The 17,762-nt window shown below is 63.3% G+C and carries 13 protein-coding genes; 8 read left to right on the top strand and 5 right to left on the bottom strand.

The features are described 5' to 3' along the window. Window positions 1-270: 270 nt before the first annotated feature. The 4 genes from I5R65_RS06885 to I5R65_RS24380 all read left to right on the top strand — a co-directional run bounded on the left by I5R65_RS06885 (window position 271) and on the right by I5R65_RS24380 (window position 3,810). Entirely contained in the window at window positions 271-1,899 is a 1,629-nt protein-coding gene (locus tag I5R65_RS06885; RefSeq protein ID WP_180665698.1) for a tetratricopeptide repeat protein, read from the top strand. Window positions 1,900-1,901: 2 nt separating this feature from the next. Further along, a complete protein-coding gene (locus I5R65_RS06880) occupies window positions 1,902-2,507 on the top strand; it encodes a sensor histidine kinase KdpD (protein WP_180665696.1) in 606 nt (201 codons plus the stop codon). 206 nt (window positions 2,508-2,713) lie between these two features. Then, window positions 2,714-3,679, top strand: a complete 966-nt coding sequence (locus tag I5R65_RS06875; protein ID WP_180665694.1) for an aliphatic sulfonate ABC transporter substrate-binding protein — start codon at window positions 2,714-2,716, stop codon at window positions 3,677-3,679. A 2-nt stretch (window positions 3,680-3,681) separates the two neighbouring features. Next, window positions 3,682-3,810, top strand: a complete 129-nt coding sequence (locus I5R65_RS24380) for a hypothetical protein (protein ID WP_255493348.1) — start codon at window positions 3,682-3,684, stop codon at window positions 3,808-3,810. 203 nt (window positions 3,811-4,013) lie between these two features. Here the strand turns inward: I5R65_RS24380 and I5R65_RS06870 are convergent, their stop codons facing one another. Together I5R65_RS06870 and I5R65_RS06865 are read right to left on the bottom strand one after the other, a co-directional pair. Then, window positions 4,014-4,967, bottom strand: a complete 954-nt coding sequence (locus I5R65_RS06870) for a Tim44 domain-containing protein (protein ID WP_180665692.1) — start codon at window positions 4,965-4,967, stop codon at window positions 4,014-4,016. 208 nt (window positions 4,968-5,175) lie between these two features. Then, complete coding sequence (locus I5R65_RS06865; RefSeq protein WP_180665690.1) at window positions 5,176-5,592, bottom strand: hypothetical protein; 417 nt, start codon at window positions 5,590-5,592, stop codon at window positions 5,176-5,178. Window positions 5,593-5,875: 283 nt separating this feature from the next. Between I5R65_RS06865 and I5R65_RS06860 the strand changes: the two genes are divergently transcribed. The 4 genes from I5R65_RS06860 to I5R65_RS06845 are packed head-to-tail and all read left to right on the top strand — an operon-like array spanning window position 5,876 to window position 10,550. Further along, the gene (locus I5R65_RS06860) at window positions 5,876-6,586 is read left to right on the top strand and encodes a response regulator transcription factor (RefSeq protein ID WP_180665688.1); all 711 of its coding nucleotides are present in this window, start codon (window positions 5,876-5,878) and stop codon (window positions 6,584-6,586) included. Window positions 6,587-6,636: 50 nt separating this feature from the next. After that, window positions 6,637-8,223, top strand: a complete 1,587-nt coding sequence (locus tag I5R65_RS06855; RefSeq protein ID WP_180665686.1) for a sensor histidine kinase — start codon at window positions 6,637-6,639, stop codon at window positions 8,221-8,223. A gap of 1 nt (window position 8,224) precedes the next feature. Further along, complete coding sequence (locus tag I5R65_RS06850) at window positions 8,225-8,509, top strand: DUF4212 domain-containing protein (protein WP_180665684.1); 285 nt, start codon at window positions 8,225-8,227, stop codon at window positions 8,507-8,509. Beyond that, window positions 8,499-10,550, top strand: a complete 2,052-nt coding sequence (locus tag I5R65_RS06845) for a sodium:solute symporter family protein (RefSeq protein WP_180665682.1) — start codon at window positions 8,499-8,501, stop codon at window positions 10,548-10,550. Before I5R65_RS06850 ends, I5R65_RS06845 begins: the two co-directional genes overlap by 11 nt. A 17-nt stretch (window positions 10,551-10,567) precedes the next feature. Here I5R65_RS06845 and I5R65_RS06840 read toward each other — a convergent pair whose 3' ends face one another. From I5R65_RS06840 to I5R65_RS06830, 3 genes are all read right to left on the bottom strand, one after another. Beyond that, entirely contained in the window at window positions 10,568-11,512 is a 945-nt protein-coding gene (locus tag I5R65_RS06840) for a transglutaminase family protein (protein ID WP_180665680.1), read from the bottom strand. Between the two features lies 1 nt (window position 11,513). Then, window positions 11,514-14,015 carry a circularly permuted type 2 ATP-grasp protein gene (locus I5R65_RS06835; protein ID WP_180665678.1) on the bottom strand — a complete coding sequence of 834 codons (2,502 nt, stop codon included), beginning with the start codon at window positions 14,013-14,015 and terminating at the stop codon, window positions 11,514-11,516. A gap of 84 nt (window positions 14,016-14,099) precedes the next feature. Continuing rightward, window positions 14,100-17,528 carry a DUF2126 domain-containing protein gene (locus I5R65_RS06830; protein WP_180665676.1) on the bottom strand — a complete coding sequence of 1,143 codons (3,429 nt, stop codon included), beginning with the start codon at window positions 17,526-17,528 and terminating at the stop codon, window positions 14,100-14,102. Window positions 17,529-17,762: the final 234 nt, after the last annotated feature.

Below are 17,762 nucleotides of genomic sequence, written 5' to 3'. Positions count from 1 at the left end.
ACACAAACGCCGATAGACAACGATAATGAGCGGCCGAAAACCACAATTATAAGAGAGCTGATCATCGTAAAACCCCTAATTCGCAGAGGAATGATGCATGCAAGGAAAAAAAACGGCACACTCGCGAGTTGGTAGGAATAATTCGTCAGCTATGCGTCAATGAACGCGTAAAACAAGTCACCTCGCCAATTATTGCACTGCAGCAACACCAATCACCCAGGTGCCGCCGTTTGCAATCAAGACCGATAGATCGTTAGACAGACAGTTCTCATGAGTTTAGTGCCTTTCAGCCATATCAGCGCCCTGCGCTGCCTGGTCATCGACGACATGCCGACGATGCGCCAGAACATCCGCATGCACCTCGGACAGCTCGGGGTGACCAAGGTGGAACAGGCCGCCACGCCGGATGAGGCTATCCGTTTCGTGCAGTCCGGCACGTATGACCTGATCATCTGCGACTACAACCTGAACAAGGAAAGCAACGGCCAGCAGCTGCTGGAGTTCTTCCGCACCCAGAACATGCTCTCACCGACCTGCATGTTCATCATGGTCACGGCCGAGAGCGGCTACAACCTGGTGGCCAGTGCCGCGGAGTTCCAGCCGGATGCCTATATGCTCAAGCCGTTGACGGCCAGCCGCATCGCCGAGCGCGTGGATCGCCTCCTGGAAAAGCAGCACGCCATGCTGCCGGTGACCGAGAAGATGAAGCGCAAGGACATCTCCGGAGCCATCCTGGAGTGCGACAACGTGCTCAAGGGCGCGCCCAAGTGGATCGTGGAAATCATGAAGACCAAGGGCACGCTGCTCATTGAACAGCGCCGCATCGACGAGGCCCGCGACGTCTACAAGCAGGCGCTGGCCATGCGCGACGACCTGGTCTGGGCCAAGATCGGCCTGGCGCGCTGCAATATCGTCGCAGGGCAGATGGACGACGCCCGTACCATCGTGCAAGAAGTGCTGGCGCAGAACAAGCAATTCATCGCCGCCTACGACCTGCTGGCACAGATCGACGAGGCACAGGGCAACCAGGAGGGCGCGCTGGAGGCGCTCACCAAGTCATCCGAAATCATCCCTTCGGCGCGCCGCAGTCGCCTGGTGGGTGACGTGGCCTACCGCAGCGGTCACCTGGACCAGGCTCGCGAAGCCTATGACAAGGTACTCAAGCACACCAAGGGTTCGCTGACGGCGCAACCCACCGATCTGCTGTCGCTGGCGCAGGTGCACGTCGACAGTGGTGACCCCGATGCCGCGCTGCGGCTGCTGGAGAGTGCACCGCGCCGCTACGAGGAATCCAGCATTTTCATCTCGGCGCAGGCGGCCGTGCAGGCCCAGGCCTACGTGCAGCTGGGCGATTCGATCTCGGCCCAGCAGGCGTTTGAGACCGCGCAACAGGCCGCGGCCAAGGAATCGTCCGACACCACCACGCTGGCACTGGCCAAGGCCGCCTTCTCGATGGGCAAGGACGAGGAAGGCGCCAAGCTGATCGCCGAGGCCGTCAAGTCCGATCACGAAAACAAGACCCTGCAGATGCTGGCACGCAAGGTGCTTGCCGATACCGGCCGGGCGGGTCTGGCCGAAGAGCTGATTGACGGTGCCGTCAAGCACTGCATGAGCATCATTGCCGAGGCCAATGCCCTCATGCGCAGCGCCAAACCCGACGAATCGCTGGCCAAGCTGGAAGAGGCCCTGGCCAGCATGCCAGAGAATACCGGCGTGCTGCTGGCCTCGGCGCAGCTGCATCTGCTGTGGATGAGCCAGCGCGGGTGGAACGAAGAATACGTCAAGCGCGTGCGCCGTTACCTGGCCACGCTGGATCGCCTTATCCCGGGCAACGATAGAGTCGCGAAGATGCACAAGTTCCTGCGCGATACCCTGAGCAAAGTAGCCCCGAAGAGCTGACCATGGACCCCAAGCTTGCCGCGATCATCATTCACGACATCAAAAACTCCCTGGGCGTGCTGGAGGGGGAATTGCGCCGCCTGTCCGACGACGTGCCACGCGCCCAGCAAGCCCATGTCACCTGCCTGGCCCTGCAAGAAAAGCTGATCGCCTTCCTGACCCTGTACAAGGCCGATTCGCAAGGCCTGCGCGCGCAGGTCGAGGCGGTCTCGCCGCTGGATTTCCTGGAAGCCCTGGCGCGCGAGCAGGCGGTCAGCCGTGGCAACGAGATCGCGCTGACGGTGGACGAGAGCGATATGCCAGTCATCGGCTTCTTTGACGAACACCTTGTGGCACTCGCCCTGGAAGCGGCCTTGCAGAACGCCGGGCGTTTTGCCCGCTGCCACATCGTGCTCGGCTGCCGCAAGCATCCGGAAGGCGGGGTGATCTTCACGGTACGCGACGACGGTCCCGGCATCGGCACTCAGGAAAAGAAGCCTTCCACTGGCCTGGGCATGGACCTGTGCAATGCGATTGCCACTGCCCACAACAAGGAAACGCGCCACGGGGAGGCGCGTCTGTCCAATCATCCGGACGGCGGCGCGCTGTTCGAGTTGTGCCTGCCCTGAGTCGGGTCGGCAAGGGCGCGATCGACTGATCGGCCCATGGCGCCAGCGTCACATACGCAAAGCGCATATCCAAGCGTGAAAATAGTCGTTCTGTCACCCGGGCTTCGTGCTTAGAGTGCTGGTTTGTCGCGCCGCTACGCGGGGACGGGCCCATCCAGGTCGGTCCCGGGCGGCGTCGCCCTTCCCTATTTCACGAGAACCATTTCATGCGACGCAGACACTTCCTCGGCCTGGCACCGGCCGCGCTTAGCCTGGGTGCGCTCATGCACACCACTGCACAAGCCCAGAACGACAGCAAGACCATTCGTATCGGCTACCAGAAGTCGTCCACGCTGCTGACCATCATCAAGGCCAATGGCACGCTGGAAAAGCGTCTCGGACCGTCGGGCGCAAAGATCAGCTGGCACGAATTCACCAGCGGCCTGCCGCTGCTGGAGGCGCTCAATGTCGGCGGTGTCGACCTCAGTGCCGACGTCGCCGATACGGTACCGGTATTCGCCCAGGCGGCCGGGGCCAGGCTGGCCTATGTGGCACAGGAATCACCCTCGCCATCGGCCCAGGCCATCGTCGTGCGCGCCGATTCGCCACTGCGCCAGGTAAGCGAGCTCAAGGGCAAGAAGATTGCGGTAACCAAGGCCGCCGGAGTGCACTATCTGCTGATCGCCAGCCTGGAAAAGGCGGGCCTGAAATTCAGCGATATCGATGCTGCCTATCTGTCGCCAGCCGATGGACGCGCTGCATTCGAACGTGGCAGCGTCGACGCATGGGTGACCTGGGACCCTTTCCTGGCGGGTGTACAGCGACAGTCGCAGGTACGCATTCTGGGCGATGGACGTGGCGTCGCCGACTATCAACGCTACTACCTGGCGTCGGCCAGTTTCGCCCAGGCACATCCGGAAGTGCTGCAGGTAGTGTTCGACGAATTGAAGAAGGCCGGTACGCAAGCCAAGCGGCAACCCAGAGAAACGGCCGCCTTCCTGGCCCCGCTATGGGGGCTGGATGCCGACACCATTGCGCTGGCCAACAGCCGGCGCAGCTATGAGGTACGGGCCGTCAGGCTGGAGGCACTGGGGGAACAGCAACGTATTGCCGATACCTTCTTCGCTGCCGGTTTGCTGCCGAAAAAGGTCGATACCGGTGATGTCGCGATCTGGGCGCCGGGGCAGGCCTGAACATGGACGGTCTGGACCGGATCACCCTCGTGCTGCTGGTCATCCTGGTGGTCGTGGCGCTGTTGTTTCCGCTGACAGAAAGGCGCGCCAACCGCCGGGAAAGGCGCAGACAAGACAAACGGGAGAATTGACCGTACACCGCTGATGCGGTGTTTTTTTTGCCCAAGTGAAGGACAAACGGCGTGCGGGAACCATGACAGGCGTGGAATGCAGATAAAAAAACCGCCGGCAAAAGCCGGCGGTAAAACGGACTGGCGACGCTCATCCACTAACCGCCGCCTTCCGCGCCAAACTGATACTTGCTACATGAACTTCATGGACTGTCGTGACGCGATTACGCAGACACCGGGTCCAGTTGCTGGATACCCGCCAGCACCCAGCCACCCTGACCGGCAGCCGGCTTGGACAGGTTCCAGATTTCCGCGAACTGGACAGGCGAAGCCGTCGGATCTTCCTTGATGAAACCGAAGAACTTCACGCTGGCCAGGTAATCATTGCCCACGGTCTCCACGCCCAGCACTTCCGCATCCAGCGAGACCACATCGGTCTGGTTGGAAGCAGCGCCGCGTTCCTGGATCTGCAGACGCAGCTCGGCAAACATTTCGGGCGTGGTGAATTCACGGATGTCGTTGATGTCCGCCTTGTCCCATGCCGCTTGCAGGCGGATGAAATAGGTCTTGGCATTGCGTACGAAGCCCACCGTATCGAAGCCCGCCGGAACACCATAGGCCGGCACCGCTTCGGTATTGCCGAAACCACCACCGAAACCACCCTGCGGTGCAGCGGCTGGCGCTTCGCCGGTCTTCAACATGGAGCCGATTTGGGGCGTGGCCGAGGCGTTGTCAGAGGCTTGCTGTGCGGCGCCTGCCCAGGCCGGCGTCGGCTGCGACGCTTCCTGCTTGCGACGGAACATACGGATCACGAACATGATCGCCAGGGCGATCAGGGCCACCGTCAGGATGGTGCTGATCATGCTGGCCAGGGCGCCACCCAGGCCCAAGTGCGACAGCAGTGCGCCCAGGCCCAGGCCCAGCAGCGCGCCGCCCAGCAATCCCTTCCACATGCTCGGCTTGGCTGCGGCAGCGGCCGGTGCGGCGGCAGGCGCGGCCGGCTTGGCGGCAGCGGCCTGGTTCTGTTGCATCGGAGCAGGGCTCTGCGCCTGACGGCTGGCGCCCGAGGACTGTTTGCCGATCGAGCCGCCACCACCAAGACGCTTGGCTTCGACGGTCGAAATGCCAACAGACAGCGTCATCACCGCCACTATCAGCGCGACAAATGCTTTTTTCATGCTTTCTCCTAGAGGATTCTGATGATGTGATGCGGTCACATCGGCCGTAATTCGTAAAACTGGTGAGTACCCTGGCTGGTTCAGCGCCGGCGCAGGCAGGCGGGCGCAGGTCGCGAACGCGATATCACTGCACTTGCAGCACGCGTGGCCTCAGGGTTTCAGGGGCAGTTCAGCGGGCGCGGCAGGACAGTCGCGCTAAGCGACGGGATCAGGCCCGGGGAGGACGTCCTGCGCGGGGCAGGAAGGGAGGTTGCAGGGCGGCATCGCTACGCAGAGCGGGCGCCAGACGGGAAGTTTGCGGCATCACGGCCAACGACTGAACCAGCACGGGCTCGTCGCCGATACCGGCGTGGGTGGAGAAATCCTCACCACTGTCGGCATAGCCGGCACCGTCGTCGTCATTGACGCCGGCATCGGCCACCACGGCGTGCGACTGATCGTCGGTCACGGCATGGTCCGCCAGGGAAACAGTCTTGGCACCAAGATGCTGGACCGCCACGGTAGCGTGCACCGGGACCGGGACCGAGAAATCGGTTGCGGCCATCGAGCTGGCGTACGTCAGCACCGCTGCAAAGACTTGCACCGGTAACAGACAGATCAGCAGAAGGACCCACAATCGTTTCATCAGATTTTCCAGCAAATGATGCGAGAAATTATATCAACAAAAATTGCGCTGGCAGCAAGTAAATCTTGCCTACGCCGTTACTATAAGGCCAAAGGGCAGGAGTTCAATGGTGTATCCCGGAATTGTTACACTTCAAGCCATGCGGATATCGACGTCGGCTCGGGCCATCAGGATTTCCCTGATTTGCATTGGCAATTGAATTAGTGGAATATGAATGAAAAGTACCATAACAATTCAACCATCCGAGACAAATCAGCCGAGTCCGCCTCGCTGACCGATTCCTATGCGCATCCTCCTTGCTGAAGACGACAGCGTACTGGCCGACGGTCTGACCCGCTCCCTGCGACATTCCGGCTATGCCGCCGATTGTGTCAAGAATGGCGTGGAAGCCGATTCGGCCCTGTCGACCCAGGATTTCGATCTGCTGATCCTGGACCTGGGCCTACCCAAGATGTCCGGCCTGGAGGTACTGCGCCGCCTGCGCGCGCGCAATTCACGCCTGCCGGTGCTGATCCTGACGGCCGCCGACTCGGTCGAGCAACGCGTGCAGGGGCTGGATCTCGGCGCGGACGACTACATGGCCAAGCCCTTTGCCCTGTCGGAACTGGAAGCCCGGGTGCGCGCCCTGACCCGACGCGGCGCCGGTGGCGGCCCCACCGTCATCAAGCACGGCCCGCTGTCGTTCGACCAGGTCGGCCGCATTGCCTATATCGGCGAGCAGATGCTGGAATTATCTGCACGGGAGCTGGGACTTCTGGAAGTATTATTGCAACGCACGGGTCGCCTGGTCTCCAAGGAACAGCTGGTAGACCACCTGTGCGAATGGGGAGAGGAAGTCAGCAACAATGCCATCGAGGTCTATGTCCATCGTCTGCGCAAGAAAATCGAAGTCGGCGGCGTGCGCATTGCTACCGTGCGCGGCTTGGGCTATTGCCTCGAAAAGCTCCCCGAGGCCGCCCCGGCACCGTTGGTGGCATCCAACAGCGCGGTCTGAGCCGACGCTCCAACCCGCTCTTATCGCACGCGCACCTGCGCTGATCCGTCATGACAGCGCGTGACCGTTCCTCCACCGCATCCGCCACGCCGGAGCAGCAGCCGGAGCCTCAGCCCGGCCAGACGCCCCGCAAGAAGCGCCGCGCCGCCCTGGCCACGCAACCGGTGGAACGCATCCAGCGCTCGCTGTTCGGCGAAATCCTCGACTGGATGCTGGCTCCGCTGCTGCTGCTGTGGCCGATGAGCATCGCCATCACCTACCTGATCGCGCAATCGATTGCCAACCAGCCCTTCGACCGCGCCCTGGAAGACAGCGTCACCGTACTCGCCCAGCAGGTCTCCGAAGTCAACGGCAAGATAGTGGCGCGCCTGCCGGTCTCGGCCCGCGACCTGCTGCGCGCCGACGACATCGACAACATCTACTACAAGGTCACCGGCCCCGGCGGCGAATATGTGGAAGGCGACGTCGACATGCCGCAACCGCCAGCCGAAGAGGATCGCAGCACCATCGGCACGGTGCAGTTCCGCAACGACATCCTGCACGGCAGCGATGTACGCATTGCCATGCTGCAGGTGGACCTGCGCCGTAGCCCGGCCCAGCGCGCCGCCCAGCGCGAACCGCGGCTGGCGACCGTCCAGGTCGGCGAGACCCTGGAAAAGCGCGCCCAGCTGGCCAACGAGATCATCAAGGGTGTGATCCTGCCGCAGTTCGTGATCCTGCCGGTGGCGCTGGCGCTGGTGTGGTTCGCGCTCTCGCGCGGCCTGTCACCGCTGACCGAACTGCAGCAGCGCATCCGCGCGCGCCGCCCCGACGACCTCTCCCCCATCGACTCCGGCCAGGTGCCGGAAGAAATTTCACCCCTGGTCAGGTCGCTCAACGACATGCTGGCGCGCCTGTCGCAGACCATTGCCATCCAGAAACGCTTCATCGCCGACGCCGCCCACCAGATGAAGACCCCGCTGGCCGGCATGCGCATGCAATCCGAACTGGCCCTGCGCCAGGATGATCAGGTGGACGTGCGCCGTTCCCTCGAACAATTGGCCAAGAGTTCGGAGACCGCCACCCGCCTGGTCAACCAGTTGCTCTCGCTGGCCCGCGCCGAGAACCAGCAGTCGCAGTCCGGCGGAATGACCGCGCTGGAGCTGAACGAACTGGCGCGCAGCGTGGTGCAGGACTGGGTGCCGATGTCCTTTACCCAGCGCATCGACCTGGGTTTCGAGCAACCCAACCACCCCATCATGATCACCGGCAACGCCATCATGCTGCGTGAACTATTGTCCAACCTGCTGGACAATGCCCTGCATTACACGCCACATGACGGCAGCGGTCGCGTCACCGTGCGCGCCCGCACCGACGAAGGGGGGGGCCTGGCGATCCTGGAAGTGGAAGACAACGGCCCCGGCATTCCCGCCGCCGAGCGCGCCAACGTCTTCGAACGCTTTTATCGCATCCTCGGCACGCCCAGCACCGGCAGCGGCCTGGGCCTGGCCATCGTGCGCGAGATCGCCCAGCAGCACGACGCCGCCGTCGAGATCACCCACAACCCGCGCAGCACGGACCCCAAACAACCGGGCAGCCTGTTTCGCGTGAGCTTTCGCATGATGCCCAATACGCCTTTCCTCGACGACATCACCTGACATGGACCACGGCTCCCCTCCCCTCGATGCCGGCAACCAATGGCACCGGACGCGCCGCATGACCGGCTGGCTGCTGGCGCTGTGGTTCCTGGCGACCTTCTTCTTCATCTACTTCGCCCGCGAACTGGACCAGGTGCACCTGTTCGGCTGGCCAATCTCCTTCTACATGGCGGCACAGGGCATGATGCTGATCTATCTTGCCATCGTGGTCGTCTACGTACGTCGCATGCGACGCATCGAACAAGCAGTCAGACGTGAACAAGACGAGCCCTGGCATGGAGAGTAACAAGGACTTCTTCCGGCGCCTGTGCCGCTACTACGGTTTCTACACGCTGGGCTTCATCGCCTTCCTGTGCGTGCTGGCCATCCTGGAACGCGAAGGCATGCCGCGCTCGTGGATCGGCTACCTGTTCCTGTTCGTCACCATCGGTCTCTATGCCGGCATCGGCGTGGTCTGCCGCACCTCCGACGTGCCCGAATACTATGTCGCCGGACGGCGCGTACCGCCGCTCTTCAATGGCATGGCCACCGCCGCCGACTGGATCTCGGCCGCCACCTTCATCAGCCTGGCCGGTGGCCTCTACCTGCAGGGCTTCGACGGCCTGGCCTATATCCTCGGGTGGACCGGTGGCTATTGCCTGGTGGCGCTGCTGATCGCGCCCTACCTGCGCAAGTTCGGCCAATACACGATCGCCGACTTTCTCGCTGCGCGCTATCCCGGCCGCGCCGGCAGCCATGGCGTCAACCTGATCCGCATCCTCGCGGTGGCCGCTACCATTCTCATCTCCTTTACCTACGTGGTGGCGCAGATCTACGGTGTGGGTCTGATCACTTCGCGCTTCACCGGCATCGATTTCTCCATCGGCATCTTCCTCGGCCTGGCCAGTATCCTGGTATGTTCCTTCCTGGGCGGCATGCGCGCCATCACCTGGACCCAGGTGGCGCAATACATCATCATCCTGTTCGCCTACCTGATCCCGGTGATCTGGCTCTCTGCCAAGCACGCCACGGTACCAGTACCGCCGGTGGCCTACGGCACGGTGCTGCCCAAGCTCAGTGCCATGGAACACAAGCTGGAAGACGACCCCAAGGAAAAGGAAGTGCGCCAGATCTTCCAGACCCGCGCCGACGACTACGAACGGCGTCTGCGTAACCTGCCGCACTCCTGGCTGGAAGGCCGTGTCGAAGCGCAAAACCAGGTCGACCAGATTCGCCGCGACACGCATGCGTCCCTGGCCGACATCAAGGCCGCCAGCCGCGCGCTGTCGGCCTACCCGAAGTCCCCCGAGGAAGCCGAACGCAAATGGACCGAGGCACGCGCCACCAACCTGGCCAGAGCGCAGCCGCCGGTCTCGCAGACCGAGCCCTTCCCCGGGCGCGACAAGCAGAGCTCCGACATCAAGCGCAACAACTTCCTGGCGCTGGTGTTCTGCCTGATGCTCGGCACGGCGGCACTGCCACACATCCTCATGCGCTACTACACCACGCCCACCGTGGCCGGTGCGCGCAGTTCGGTCTTCTGGACCCTGTTCTTCATCATGCTGATCTACCTCACCGTGCCGGCCCTGACCGTGCTGGTGAAGTACGACATCTACACCTCGCTGGTGGGCAGCAGTTACAGCCACCTGCCGGACTGGGTCTACTACTGGGCCAACATGGACAAGCTCAATCCGCTGGTCTCCATCAACGACCTGAACCACGATGGCCTGGTGCAACTGGGTGAGATTTCCATGGATGGCGACATCATCGTGCTGGCCATGCCCGAGATCGCCGGGCTGCCCTATTTCGTGTCCGGCCTGGTGGCTGCGGGTGGCCTGGCGGCGGCGCTGTCGACCGCCGACGGCCTGTTGCTGACCATCTCCAATGCGCTCTCGCACGACGTCTATTACAAGGTGGTCGACCCCAGCGCGTCGACCCAAAAGCGGGTGACCATTTCCAAGCTGCTGTTACTGGTGGTGGCGCTGCTGGCAGCCTACGCGGCCTCGCTCAAGCCGGGCGATATCCTGTCGATGGTGGGCGCGGCGTTTTCGCTGGCCGCCTCCACGCTATTCCCGGCGCTGGTACTGGGCGTGTTCTGGAAGCGCGCCAACCAGGCCGGCGCGATTGCCGGCATTATCTGCGGCTTCCTGATGTGCGTGTACTACATGCTGCACACCAACCCCTCCTTCGGCGGCAGTGCGGCGGGACAGTGGTTCCACATCGCGCCGATCTCCGCGGGCATCTTCGGCGTGCCGGTGGGCATGGCGGCCATGGTCATCGTCAGCCTGCTCACGCCGCCGCCGGATGAAGCCACCATCGCGCTGATCGACCATATCCGCACGCCTTAGGCACGCAGAGCGCGGGCTCAGATCGACAGCTGCAGCCCCCGCGCCTCTTCGCCCGGCATGACGGTCACCGCCACCTGCATGGTCTGCCGGCCACCGCCGATCAACACGCCGCGCAGAGGCGAGATATCCAGGAAATCGCGCCCCCAGCCCAGGGTGATATGGCTGGTATCGGGGAAGATGCCATTGGTCGGATCGGCATCGATCCAGCAGCCCTCGGCGCCCTCCGCACCGGGGCAATACACCGACACCCAGGCATGCGAGGCATCGGCACCGATCAGGCGCGGCTGTCCCGGCGGCGGCTCGGTCAGCAGATAACCGCTGACATAGCGCGCCGCCAGACCGATCGAACGCAGGCAGGACAGCATCAGGTGCGCAAAGTCCTGGCAGACACCACGCCGATTGGCGAAGACTTCGGTCACCGGCGTCGACACGGTGGTGGCCGCCGGGTCGAAGGCGAACTCGGCGTAGATGCGCATCATCAACGCCCGCACCCCCTCCACCACCGACATGCCCGGCACGAAGCAGTCGGCCGCATACCGGATGAATTCACGCTTGATGCGCACGTGCGAAGATTCGAACAGGAAGTTGGACGCATCCAGCATCCCCGGCGTCATCACCCGACCGCCGTGATAGGCCATCAACGTGGCCGCCTCATCCCATGCCATGCTTTCCTGCGGCTGACCGCGAGGGGTCAGCGCAACCCAGGAATCGGCCTGCACGTCCAGGCTGGTGTGGTCGACATCGAGAGAAAAAGCCTTGATGATATTGCCGAAATTGTCCGCATAGCTACGCACCAGTTGCGGTGCCGGCAGCACGTTCACGGTGTGCGACAGGCACTGTTGCCAGGGCAGTTCGCGTGGCGTCAGGTGCAGCACCTGATGCGACAGGCGCACCGGCAGTGCATAGCTGTAATGGGTCTGGTGATGGATGCGATAGACCACGCGTTGACTGTTCGCGTTCATCTCAAACCCCCTGGCTGACCGGCGCGGTCAACGGCGTGAAGTAATGACGCGACAGGTCATCGGAGAGCATGTGGCCGCCGCTGATCGCATCGCGCATCAATTGCGTCAGGCGCGCATTGGCTTGCTCCACGTTCGGATGATCGTGGGCAAATTCGCTGAGATTCATTGCCTCCAGCTGGCTGGACAGGTGCGTGGGGATGTTCATGCTGAGCAGGCCAAGCTGCTGGGCGATGTCGCTGATGTATTGCTGCAGCATGCGAAACTGGTAGGCCATGCCATGCGGATTGCTGACATCGAACACCAGCAGGTGCAACACCGGCAGCCATTCCGGCGTGCGGCGATAGCGCACGCGATAGGTGACGATGCTGCTGGCCGCCTCCAGCAACCACGACAGTGCTGCTGTCTGGCGCTGCGGCGGCAGCCGCAGGAAGTTGTCGAACAGCGCCGCCATGTTGGCCATGCGCTCGATATGACGGCCCACCATCAGGAACTGCCAGCCGGCGTCGCGCGTCATGTCGTCCAGCGCATGCCCGGCCAGCCCGGAACAGGCATCGATCACATTGCCCAGCACATGCTGGGCGGCGGCCGGGGTATGGATGCGTTCCTGCACCAAGGCCGGCATCTTGGTCAGCGCATGCCAGTTGTCCAGCGAAAGATGTTCCCGCACCTGATAGGCGGCATTGGCCAGTTGCCGCAATTGCGTGGCCACGCTGACCGGCACCGACGGATCGACCACCGCCGCCTGCAGGCTCTGCTGCAGGCCGGTGATAGTCGGTCTTGGCTCCGATTTGGGCATCTGCACCCCGAGCTGGCTGCAGATCCAAGAGACGCTGCCCAGCATGCCCCGGCTTTCGCTCTGGCCATCCAGGGTGTATTCCAGCGTGGTCCGCAACAGGCGCGAGAGATTCTTCACGCGCTCCGAATAGCGTCCCATCCAGAACAGGTTCTCACCGGAGTGTGATGACACATCGACCGTCCCCTTGATGACGGTGACGTTTTCTGCACCATGACCGCCCTCCACCACGCTGGGCGCCCACTGCTCCGCCTCGCGCAGCACCCACACATCCTTGCTGGTGCCGCCTTGCTGCATCGACACCACATCCCGTCGCTGGCGCGGTGCCACCCGGGTCAAGCCACCCGGCATCACCTGATAGCCACCTTCGCCATCAGCCACCACGAACACGCGCAGGCTGATGGTCCGGTTCATCAACCGATAGTCACCGCTGCGTGACATCACCGGCGCCTGCGACAGGCGTACCCACTCCTGCGCCGCATAGGCGTGTGGCTGCAGTTGCAGGCTCTCGATCAGGCGCCGACGCGCCGTCCCGTTAAGGGCATGGCCAAACACCGGCTGCATGCGCATCGAGGAAAACGCCGGCACGATGACCAGGTCATCGAGATGCTCCAGCGTATAGTCCAGGGCCGGCTTTTCACCGCACCACCAGGAGGCCACCGAGGGCAACATCAGAGGTTCGCCGAACAGACGCTCGTTGATGGCAGGCAGGAAGCCATGCAGCGCCGTCGACTCCAGCACGCCGCTGCCCAGCGAATTGGCGATCACCACATTGCCCAGGCGCGCCGCCTGGGTCAGCCCCGGCACCCCCAGCGCCGAATCGGCGCGCAGCTCCAGCGGATCGCAATAGTCATCGTCCATGCGGCGCAGGATGGCGTGCACGCGGCGCAAGCCATTCAAGGTCTTCAGGAACACCTGTTCGCCACGCACCGTCAGGTCCACCCCTTCCACCAGCGGGAAGCCCAGCGTGTGCGCCAGGAAGGCATGTTCGGAATAGGTTTCGTTGTAGGGACCGGGAGTCAGCAGCACGATCAGCGGTACCTCACCCTCGGCCGGCGCCAGTCGCGTCAGCATCGCGCGCAAGGTGTGGAAGTAGCGATGCGGCGACTCCACGTGCATATCGCGCAGCGCCTCCGGCATGGCACGCGCCATGATCTGGCGGTTCTGCAGCGCATATCCGGTGCCGGACGGCCCCTGGGTACGGTCCGACACCACCCACCAGGTGCCATCGGCCGAACGCGCCAGGTCGATGGCGTAGGCATGCAGATGCACGCCACCGGGCGGCTGCCAGCCGTGGCAGGGCATCAGGTAACCGTGCTGGCCGAACACCAGCGCCGGCGGCAACAAGCCCTCGGCGATCAGTGACTGCGGCCCGTAGATATCGGACAGCAGGCCGTTCATCAGCCGCGCCCGCTGGGCCACGGCACGCTCCAGGAAATCCCATTCTTCCGAGGACACCAGGTGCGGTAGCAAGTCCAGTTCCCATGGGCGATTGGCGCCCTTGGGATCGGCATAGACGTTATAGGTCACGCCATCGGAGGCAATGGCGTCGCGCACCTCGTTGGCACGCCGGCGCAACATCTCCGGCGAGAGGTTTTCAAGCTGGTCGATCAGCGTTCGCCAGTGCGGGCGCAGGCGGCCGTCGGCCGCCAGCATCTCGTCGAAACGATCGCTGGCGACCGAATAGCTCTCCAGTAGACGCTGGTGCATAAGTCAGTGGCGGCCGGGCTGCGCTGCGCGACGGCCTGCATCGCGCAGCGCCAGAGGCGGCAAGACGCCGCGCCCGGCTCAGTTTTAGAAGTAGCGTAAGTCTAACGTAAAAGGAAACTCGATAGACGGCCGCGCCGGGGTGACTCGCAATTTTCCCGGGGTATGGTTCATGCGGAAATAGCGCGCCAGGCGGCGGCTTTCCGCCTCGAAGGCATTGACCGGGAAGGTTTCGTAGCTACGCCCGCCCGGGTGCACCACGTGATACTGGCAACCGCCCAGGCTGCGGCCGTTCCAGGTATCGACCAGATCGAAGGTCAGCGGTGAATCCACCGGGATGGTCGGGTGGAGCGCCGACGGTGGCTGCCAGGCGCGGTAGCGCACACCGGAGACGAACTGTCCGACCGTGCCGGTGGGCTGCAACGGCACCGAGACACCATTGCAGGTCAGCACGTAACGGTCCGAGGCCATGCCGCTGACCTTGACCTGCAACCGCTCCAGCGAAGAATCGACATAGCGCGCCGTACCGCCGCCACTGTTTTCCTCACCCAGCACGTGCCAGGGCTCGAGTGCCGTGCGCAGTTCAATCCGCATGCCCTTGACGGCATAGTCGCCGATCTTGGGGCAACGGAACTCCATGTGCGGCGCAAACCACTCGGCGCGCAGGGGATAGCCGGCCTCGTTGAGGTCCGCCATCACATCGGCAAAGTCCTGCTCGATGAAATGCGGCAGCAGGAAGCGGTCGTGCAGCTCGGTCCCCCAGCGTACCAGGCGCGCCGGCTTGTACGGGTCCTTCCAGAAGCGCGCCACCAGAGCCCGCAGCAAGAGCTGCTGGGTCAGGCTCATGCGCGCATGTGGCGGCATCTCGAAGGCGCGCAACTCCAGCAGCCCCAGGCGGCCGGTGGCGCTGTCGGGGGAATACAGCTTGTCGATGCAGAACTCGGCGCGGTGCGTATTGCCGGTCACATCGATCAACAGGTTGCGCAACAGCCGGTCGACCAGCCAGGGCGGGCACTCCCCCTTGGCCATCTGTTTGTCCATCTCGGTGAAGGCCAGTTCGATCTCCACCGTGGAGTCATTGCGCGCTTCATCGATGCGCGGCGCCTGCGAGGTCGGACCGATGAACATGCCCGAGAACAGGTAGGACAACGAGGGATGGTTATGCCAGTAGGAAATGAGACTGCGCAACAGGTCCGGCCGGCGCAGGAATGGCGAATCGCTGGTGGTGATGCCACCCAGCACCATGTGGTTGCCGCCGCCGGTACCGGAGTGATGACCATCAAGCATGAACTTCTCGGTGGTCAGGCGCGAGGCGCGTGCGGCGTCGTACAAGTGAGTGGTCTGCTCGACCAGCTCGCTCCAGTTGTTGGCCGGCTGGATGTTGACCTCGATCACACCGGGATCAGGGGTGACACTGAACTTGCGCAGACGCGGATCATTCGGCGGCTCGTAGCCTTCCAGCAGCACCGGCTGCTTCAGCTCCTCGGCCACGGCCTCGATGGCGGCCACCAGTTCCAGGTAATGCTCCAGTTTCTCCAGCGGTGGCATGAACAGGTAGAACACACCATTGCGCACCTCCGCGCTCAAGGCGGTGCGGGTAATCCCGTCGCCCGATTCGAAGGGAGCCGGGGCCGTGCCGGGGCTGCCGGGCCGGCCGAGTCCACCGACAGTGCCGACAGTGCCGGTGGCCGCGCCAGGCAGCTTGGCCGTGCCGACTGCGGCAGCCGCCCCCCCTTTGCCGGCGATGACCGCCGCCATGTCGGCGGCCTTGTCCAGGCGCACCGGAAGCTCCTGCCGACCGCCCAGCTGGCGACGGATCTCGGCATTGCCGGGCAGGGGGTGGAAGGCCTGCGTCGGGTCGGCCGGATAGGTCGCCGGATAGTCGGTTTCCCTCACCCAGGGCAGGGAGTCCAACGGCAGACGATAACCCAGCGGCGAATCACCCGGATACAGATAGCAGCGTTCGCTGCGCAGGAACCACGCCCCGCTCTGCCAGACTCGGCCGTCATCGCTGCGCGCCAGCGGCAGCACATGGCCGACCGCGCTTTGCAGGCCTTGCGTGAAGACCCGCATCAAACGCTCGCGCTCCTGCTTGTCGTCCACCCGCGAGTCGAAAGGATCGACATTGCCCGGCAGGCGCCGCTCGCGCCACATGTAGTAGAACACGTCCTCATAGGCCGGGAAGACGTTCTTGCCATCCACCTTCAGCCGCTGCGCCACGCGATGCAGGAAGTGGCTGGTGACGATCTTGTCGGTCACGTTGGGCTTGGTTTCGTCACCGATCAGGGCCGGGTTCATCCAGATCGGTTCGCCATCGCGACGCCAGTAGCAATTGAGCGCCCAGCGCGGCAGCTGCTCGCCCGGATACCATTTGCCCTGGCCGAAATGCGGCAGGCCCTGGGCCGCATACTTGTCGCGCATGCAATGGTAGAGCTCGGCCGCCAGCGGCTTCTTGGTCGGCCCCATGGCGGCGGTATTCCATTCCGCTTCATCCGGATGATCCAGCGAGACGAAGGTCGGCTCGCCGCCCATGGTCAGGCGCACGTCATTGGTCTTGAGGTCGGCATCGATGGCATGGCCGAGCTGTTCGATCGCGGCCCACTGCTCCTCGGTATAAGGCTTGGTCACGCGCGGCGCTTCCCAGATGCGCTTGACCGACATCAGGTGTTCAAACTCCACTTCGCAGGGGTCGACCAGACCACTCACCGGTGCGGCCGAGGCCGGTTCCGGCGTGCAGGACAAGGGGATGTGCCCTTCGCCGGCGAACAGACCCGAGGTCGGGTCCAGCCCCACCCAGCCGGCACCCGGCAGGTAGACCTCGCACCAGGCGTGCAGGTCGGTGAAGTCGGCTTCAGGACCGGAAGGACCGTCCAGCGACTTCTGATCCGCCGTCAACTGGATCAGGTAGCCGGACACGAACCGCGCCGCCAGACCCAGGTGGCGCAGCAACTGCACCAGCAGCCAGGACGAATCGCGGCAGGAGCCTGACTGCAGTTTCAAGGTTTCTTCCGGCGTCTGTACGCCCGGCTCCATGCGAATGGTATAGCCGATGTGCGAGGCCAGTTGCTGGTTCAGCGCCACCAGGAAGTTGGCACTGCCCACCTTCTCGCGCGGAACACTGTCCAGGAATTTCTTGAACAGCGGCGACAGCGGCAGCTTCTGCCGGTACGGCATCAGTTCGTTCTGCAGGTCCTTGGCATACTCGAAGGGAAATTGTTCGGCATACGGTTCAAGGAAGAAATCGAAGGGGTTGATGACCGACATCTCGGCCACCAGATCGACTTCGATCTTGAATTCGGTGGTCTTCTCGGGGAATACCAATCGGGCCAGGTAGTTCGACTCCGGGTCCTGCTGCCAGTTGATGAAGTGCGGCTCGGGCAAGACCCGCAGCGAGTAGCTCAGGATACGCGTACGGCTATGCGGAGCGGGACGCAAGCGCACGACTTGCGGTCCCAGGTTGATGGCACGGTCGTACTTGTAAGAGGTGACATGGTTCAGGGCCACGTGGATCGACATGGAATTCCTTTACGACAAGCAAATGGTCAAGCGCAGAGCTTGGTTGTTGGCGACATGCGGTGACGGCGATGATAGCGGTCATGCATACCTTGTTTTTCTTACCGCCTGATTACTTTCCTGGTGACATTCCTGAGGGCGACCTCGCTATGAGTGTAAGTGAGAGTGAGAGTGCCCGGCGCTGGAAAATCTGGATTTCTGATCCGGGAAACCCAGTCTTCATCGCGCCGAGACAGG

This window comes from Herbaspirillum sp. AP02, from assembly GCF_015767275.1.
In the GTDB taxonomy this organism is placed as follows: Bacteria; Pseudomonadota; Gammaproteobacteria; order Burkholderiales; family Burkholderiaceae_D; genus Herbaspirillum.
The sequence above is the reverse complement of the archived record's forward strand: the minus strand, read 5'-3'. Positions and strand labels throughout refer to the sequence as shown.

Bases quoted from the DNA above. Each gene is read 5' to 3' on its own strand.
- I5R65_RS06885 (WP_180665698.1), top strand. From the start codon at position 271: ATGAGTTTAGTGCCTTTCAGCCATATCAGCGCCCTGCGCTGCCTGGTC.
- I5R65_RS06840 (WP_180665680.1), bottom strand. From the start codon at position 11,512: ATGAACGCGAACAGTCAACGCGTGGTCTATCGCATCCATCACCAGACC.
- I5R65_RS06850 (WP_180665684.1), top strand. From the start codon at position 8,225: ATGGACCACGGCTCCCCTCCCCTCGATGCCGGCAACCAATGGCACCGG.
- I5R65_RS06865 (WP_180665690.1), bottom strand. From the start codon at position 5,592: ATGAAACGATTGTGGGTCCTTCTGCTGATCTGTCTGTTACCGGTGCAA.
- I5R65_RS06860 (WP_180665688.1), top strand. From the start codon at position 5,876: ATGCGCATCCTCCTTGCTGAAGACGACAGCGTACTGGCCGACGGTCTG.
- I5R65_RS06875 (WP_180665694.1), top strand. From the start codon at position 2,714: ATGCGACGCAGACACTTCCTCGGCCTGGCACCGGCCGCGCTTAGCCTG.
- I5R65_RS06830 (WP_180665676.1), bottom strand. From the start codon at position 17,528: ATGTCGATCCACGTGGCCCTGAACCATGTCACCTCTTACAAGTACGAC.
- I5R65_RS06855 (WP_180665686.1), top strand. From the start codon at position 6,637: ATGACAGCGCGTGACCGTTCCTCCACCGCATCCGCCACGCCGGAGCAG.
- I5R65_RS06845 (WP_180665682.1), top strand. From the start codon at position 8,499: ATGGAGAGTAACAAGGACTTCTTCCGGCGCCTGTGCCGCTACTACGGT.
- I5R65_RS24380 (WP_255493348.1), top strand. From the start codon at position 3,682: ATGGACGGTCTGGACCGGATCACCCTCGTGCTGCTGGTCATCCTGGTG.
- I5R65_RS06880 (WP_180665696.1), top strand. From the start codon at position 1,902: ATGGACCCCAAGCTTGCCGCGATCATCATTCACGACATCAAAAACTCC.
- I5R65_RS06835 (WP_180665678.1), bottom strand. From the start codon at position 14,015: ATGCACCAGCGTCTACTGGAGAGCTATTCGGTCGCCAGCGATCGTTTC.
- I5R65_RS06870 (WP_180665692.1), bottom strand. From the start codon at position 4,967: ATGAAAAAAGCATTTGTCGCGCTGATAGTGGCGGTGATGACGCTGTCT.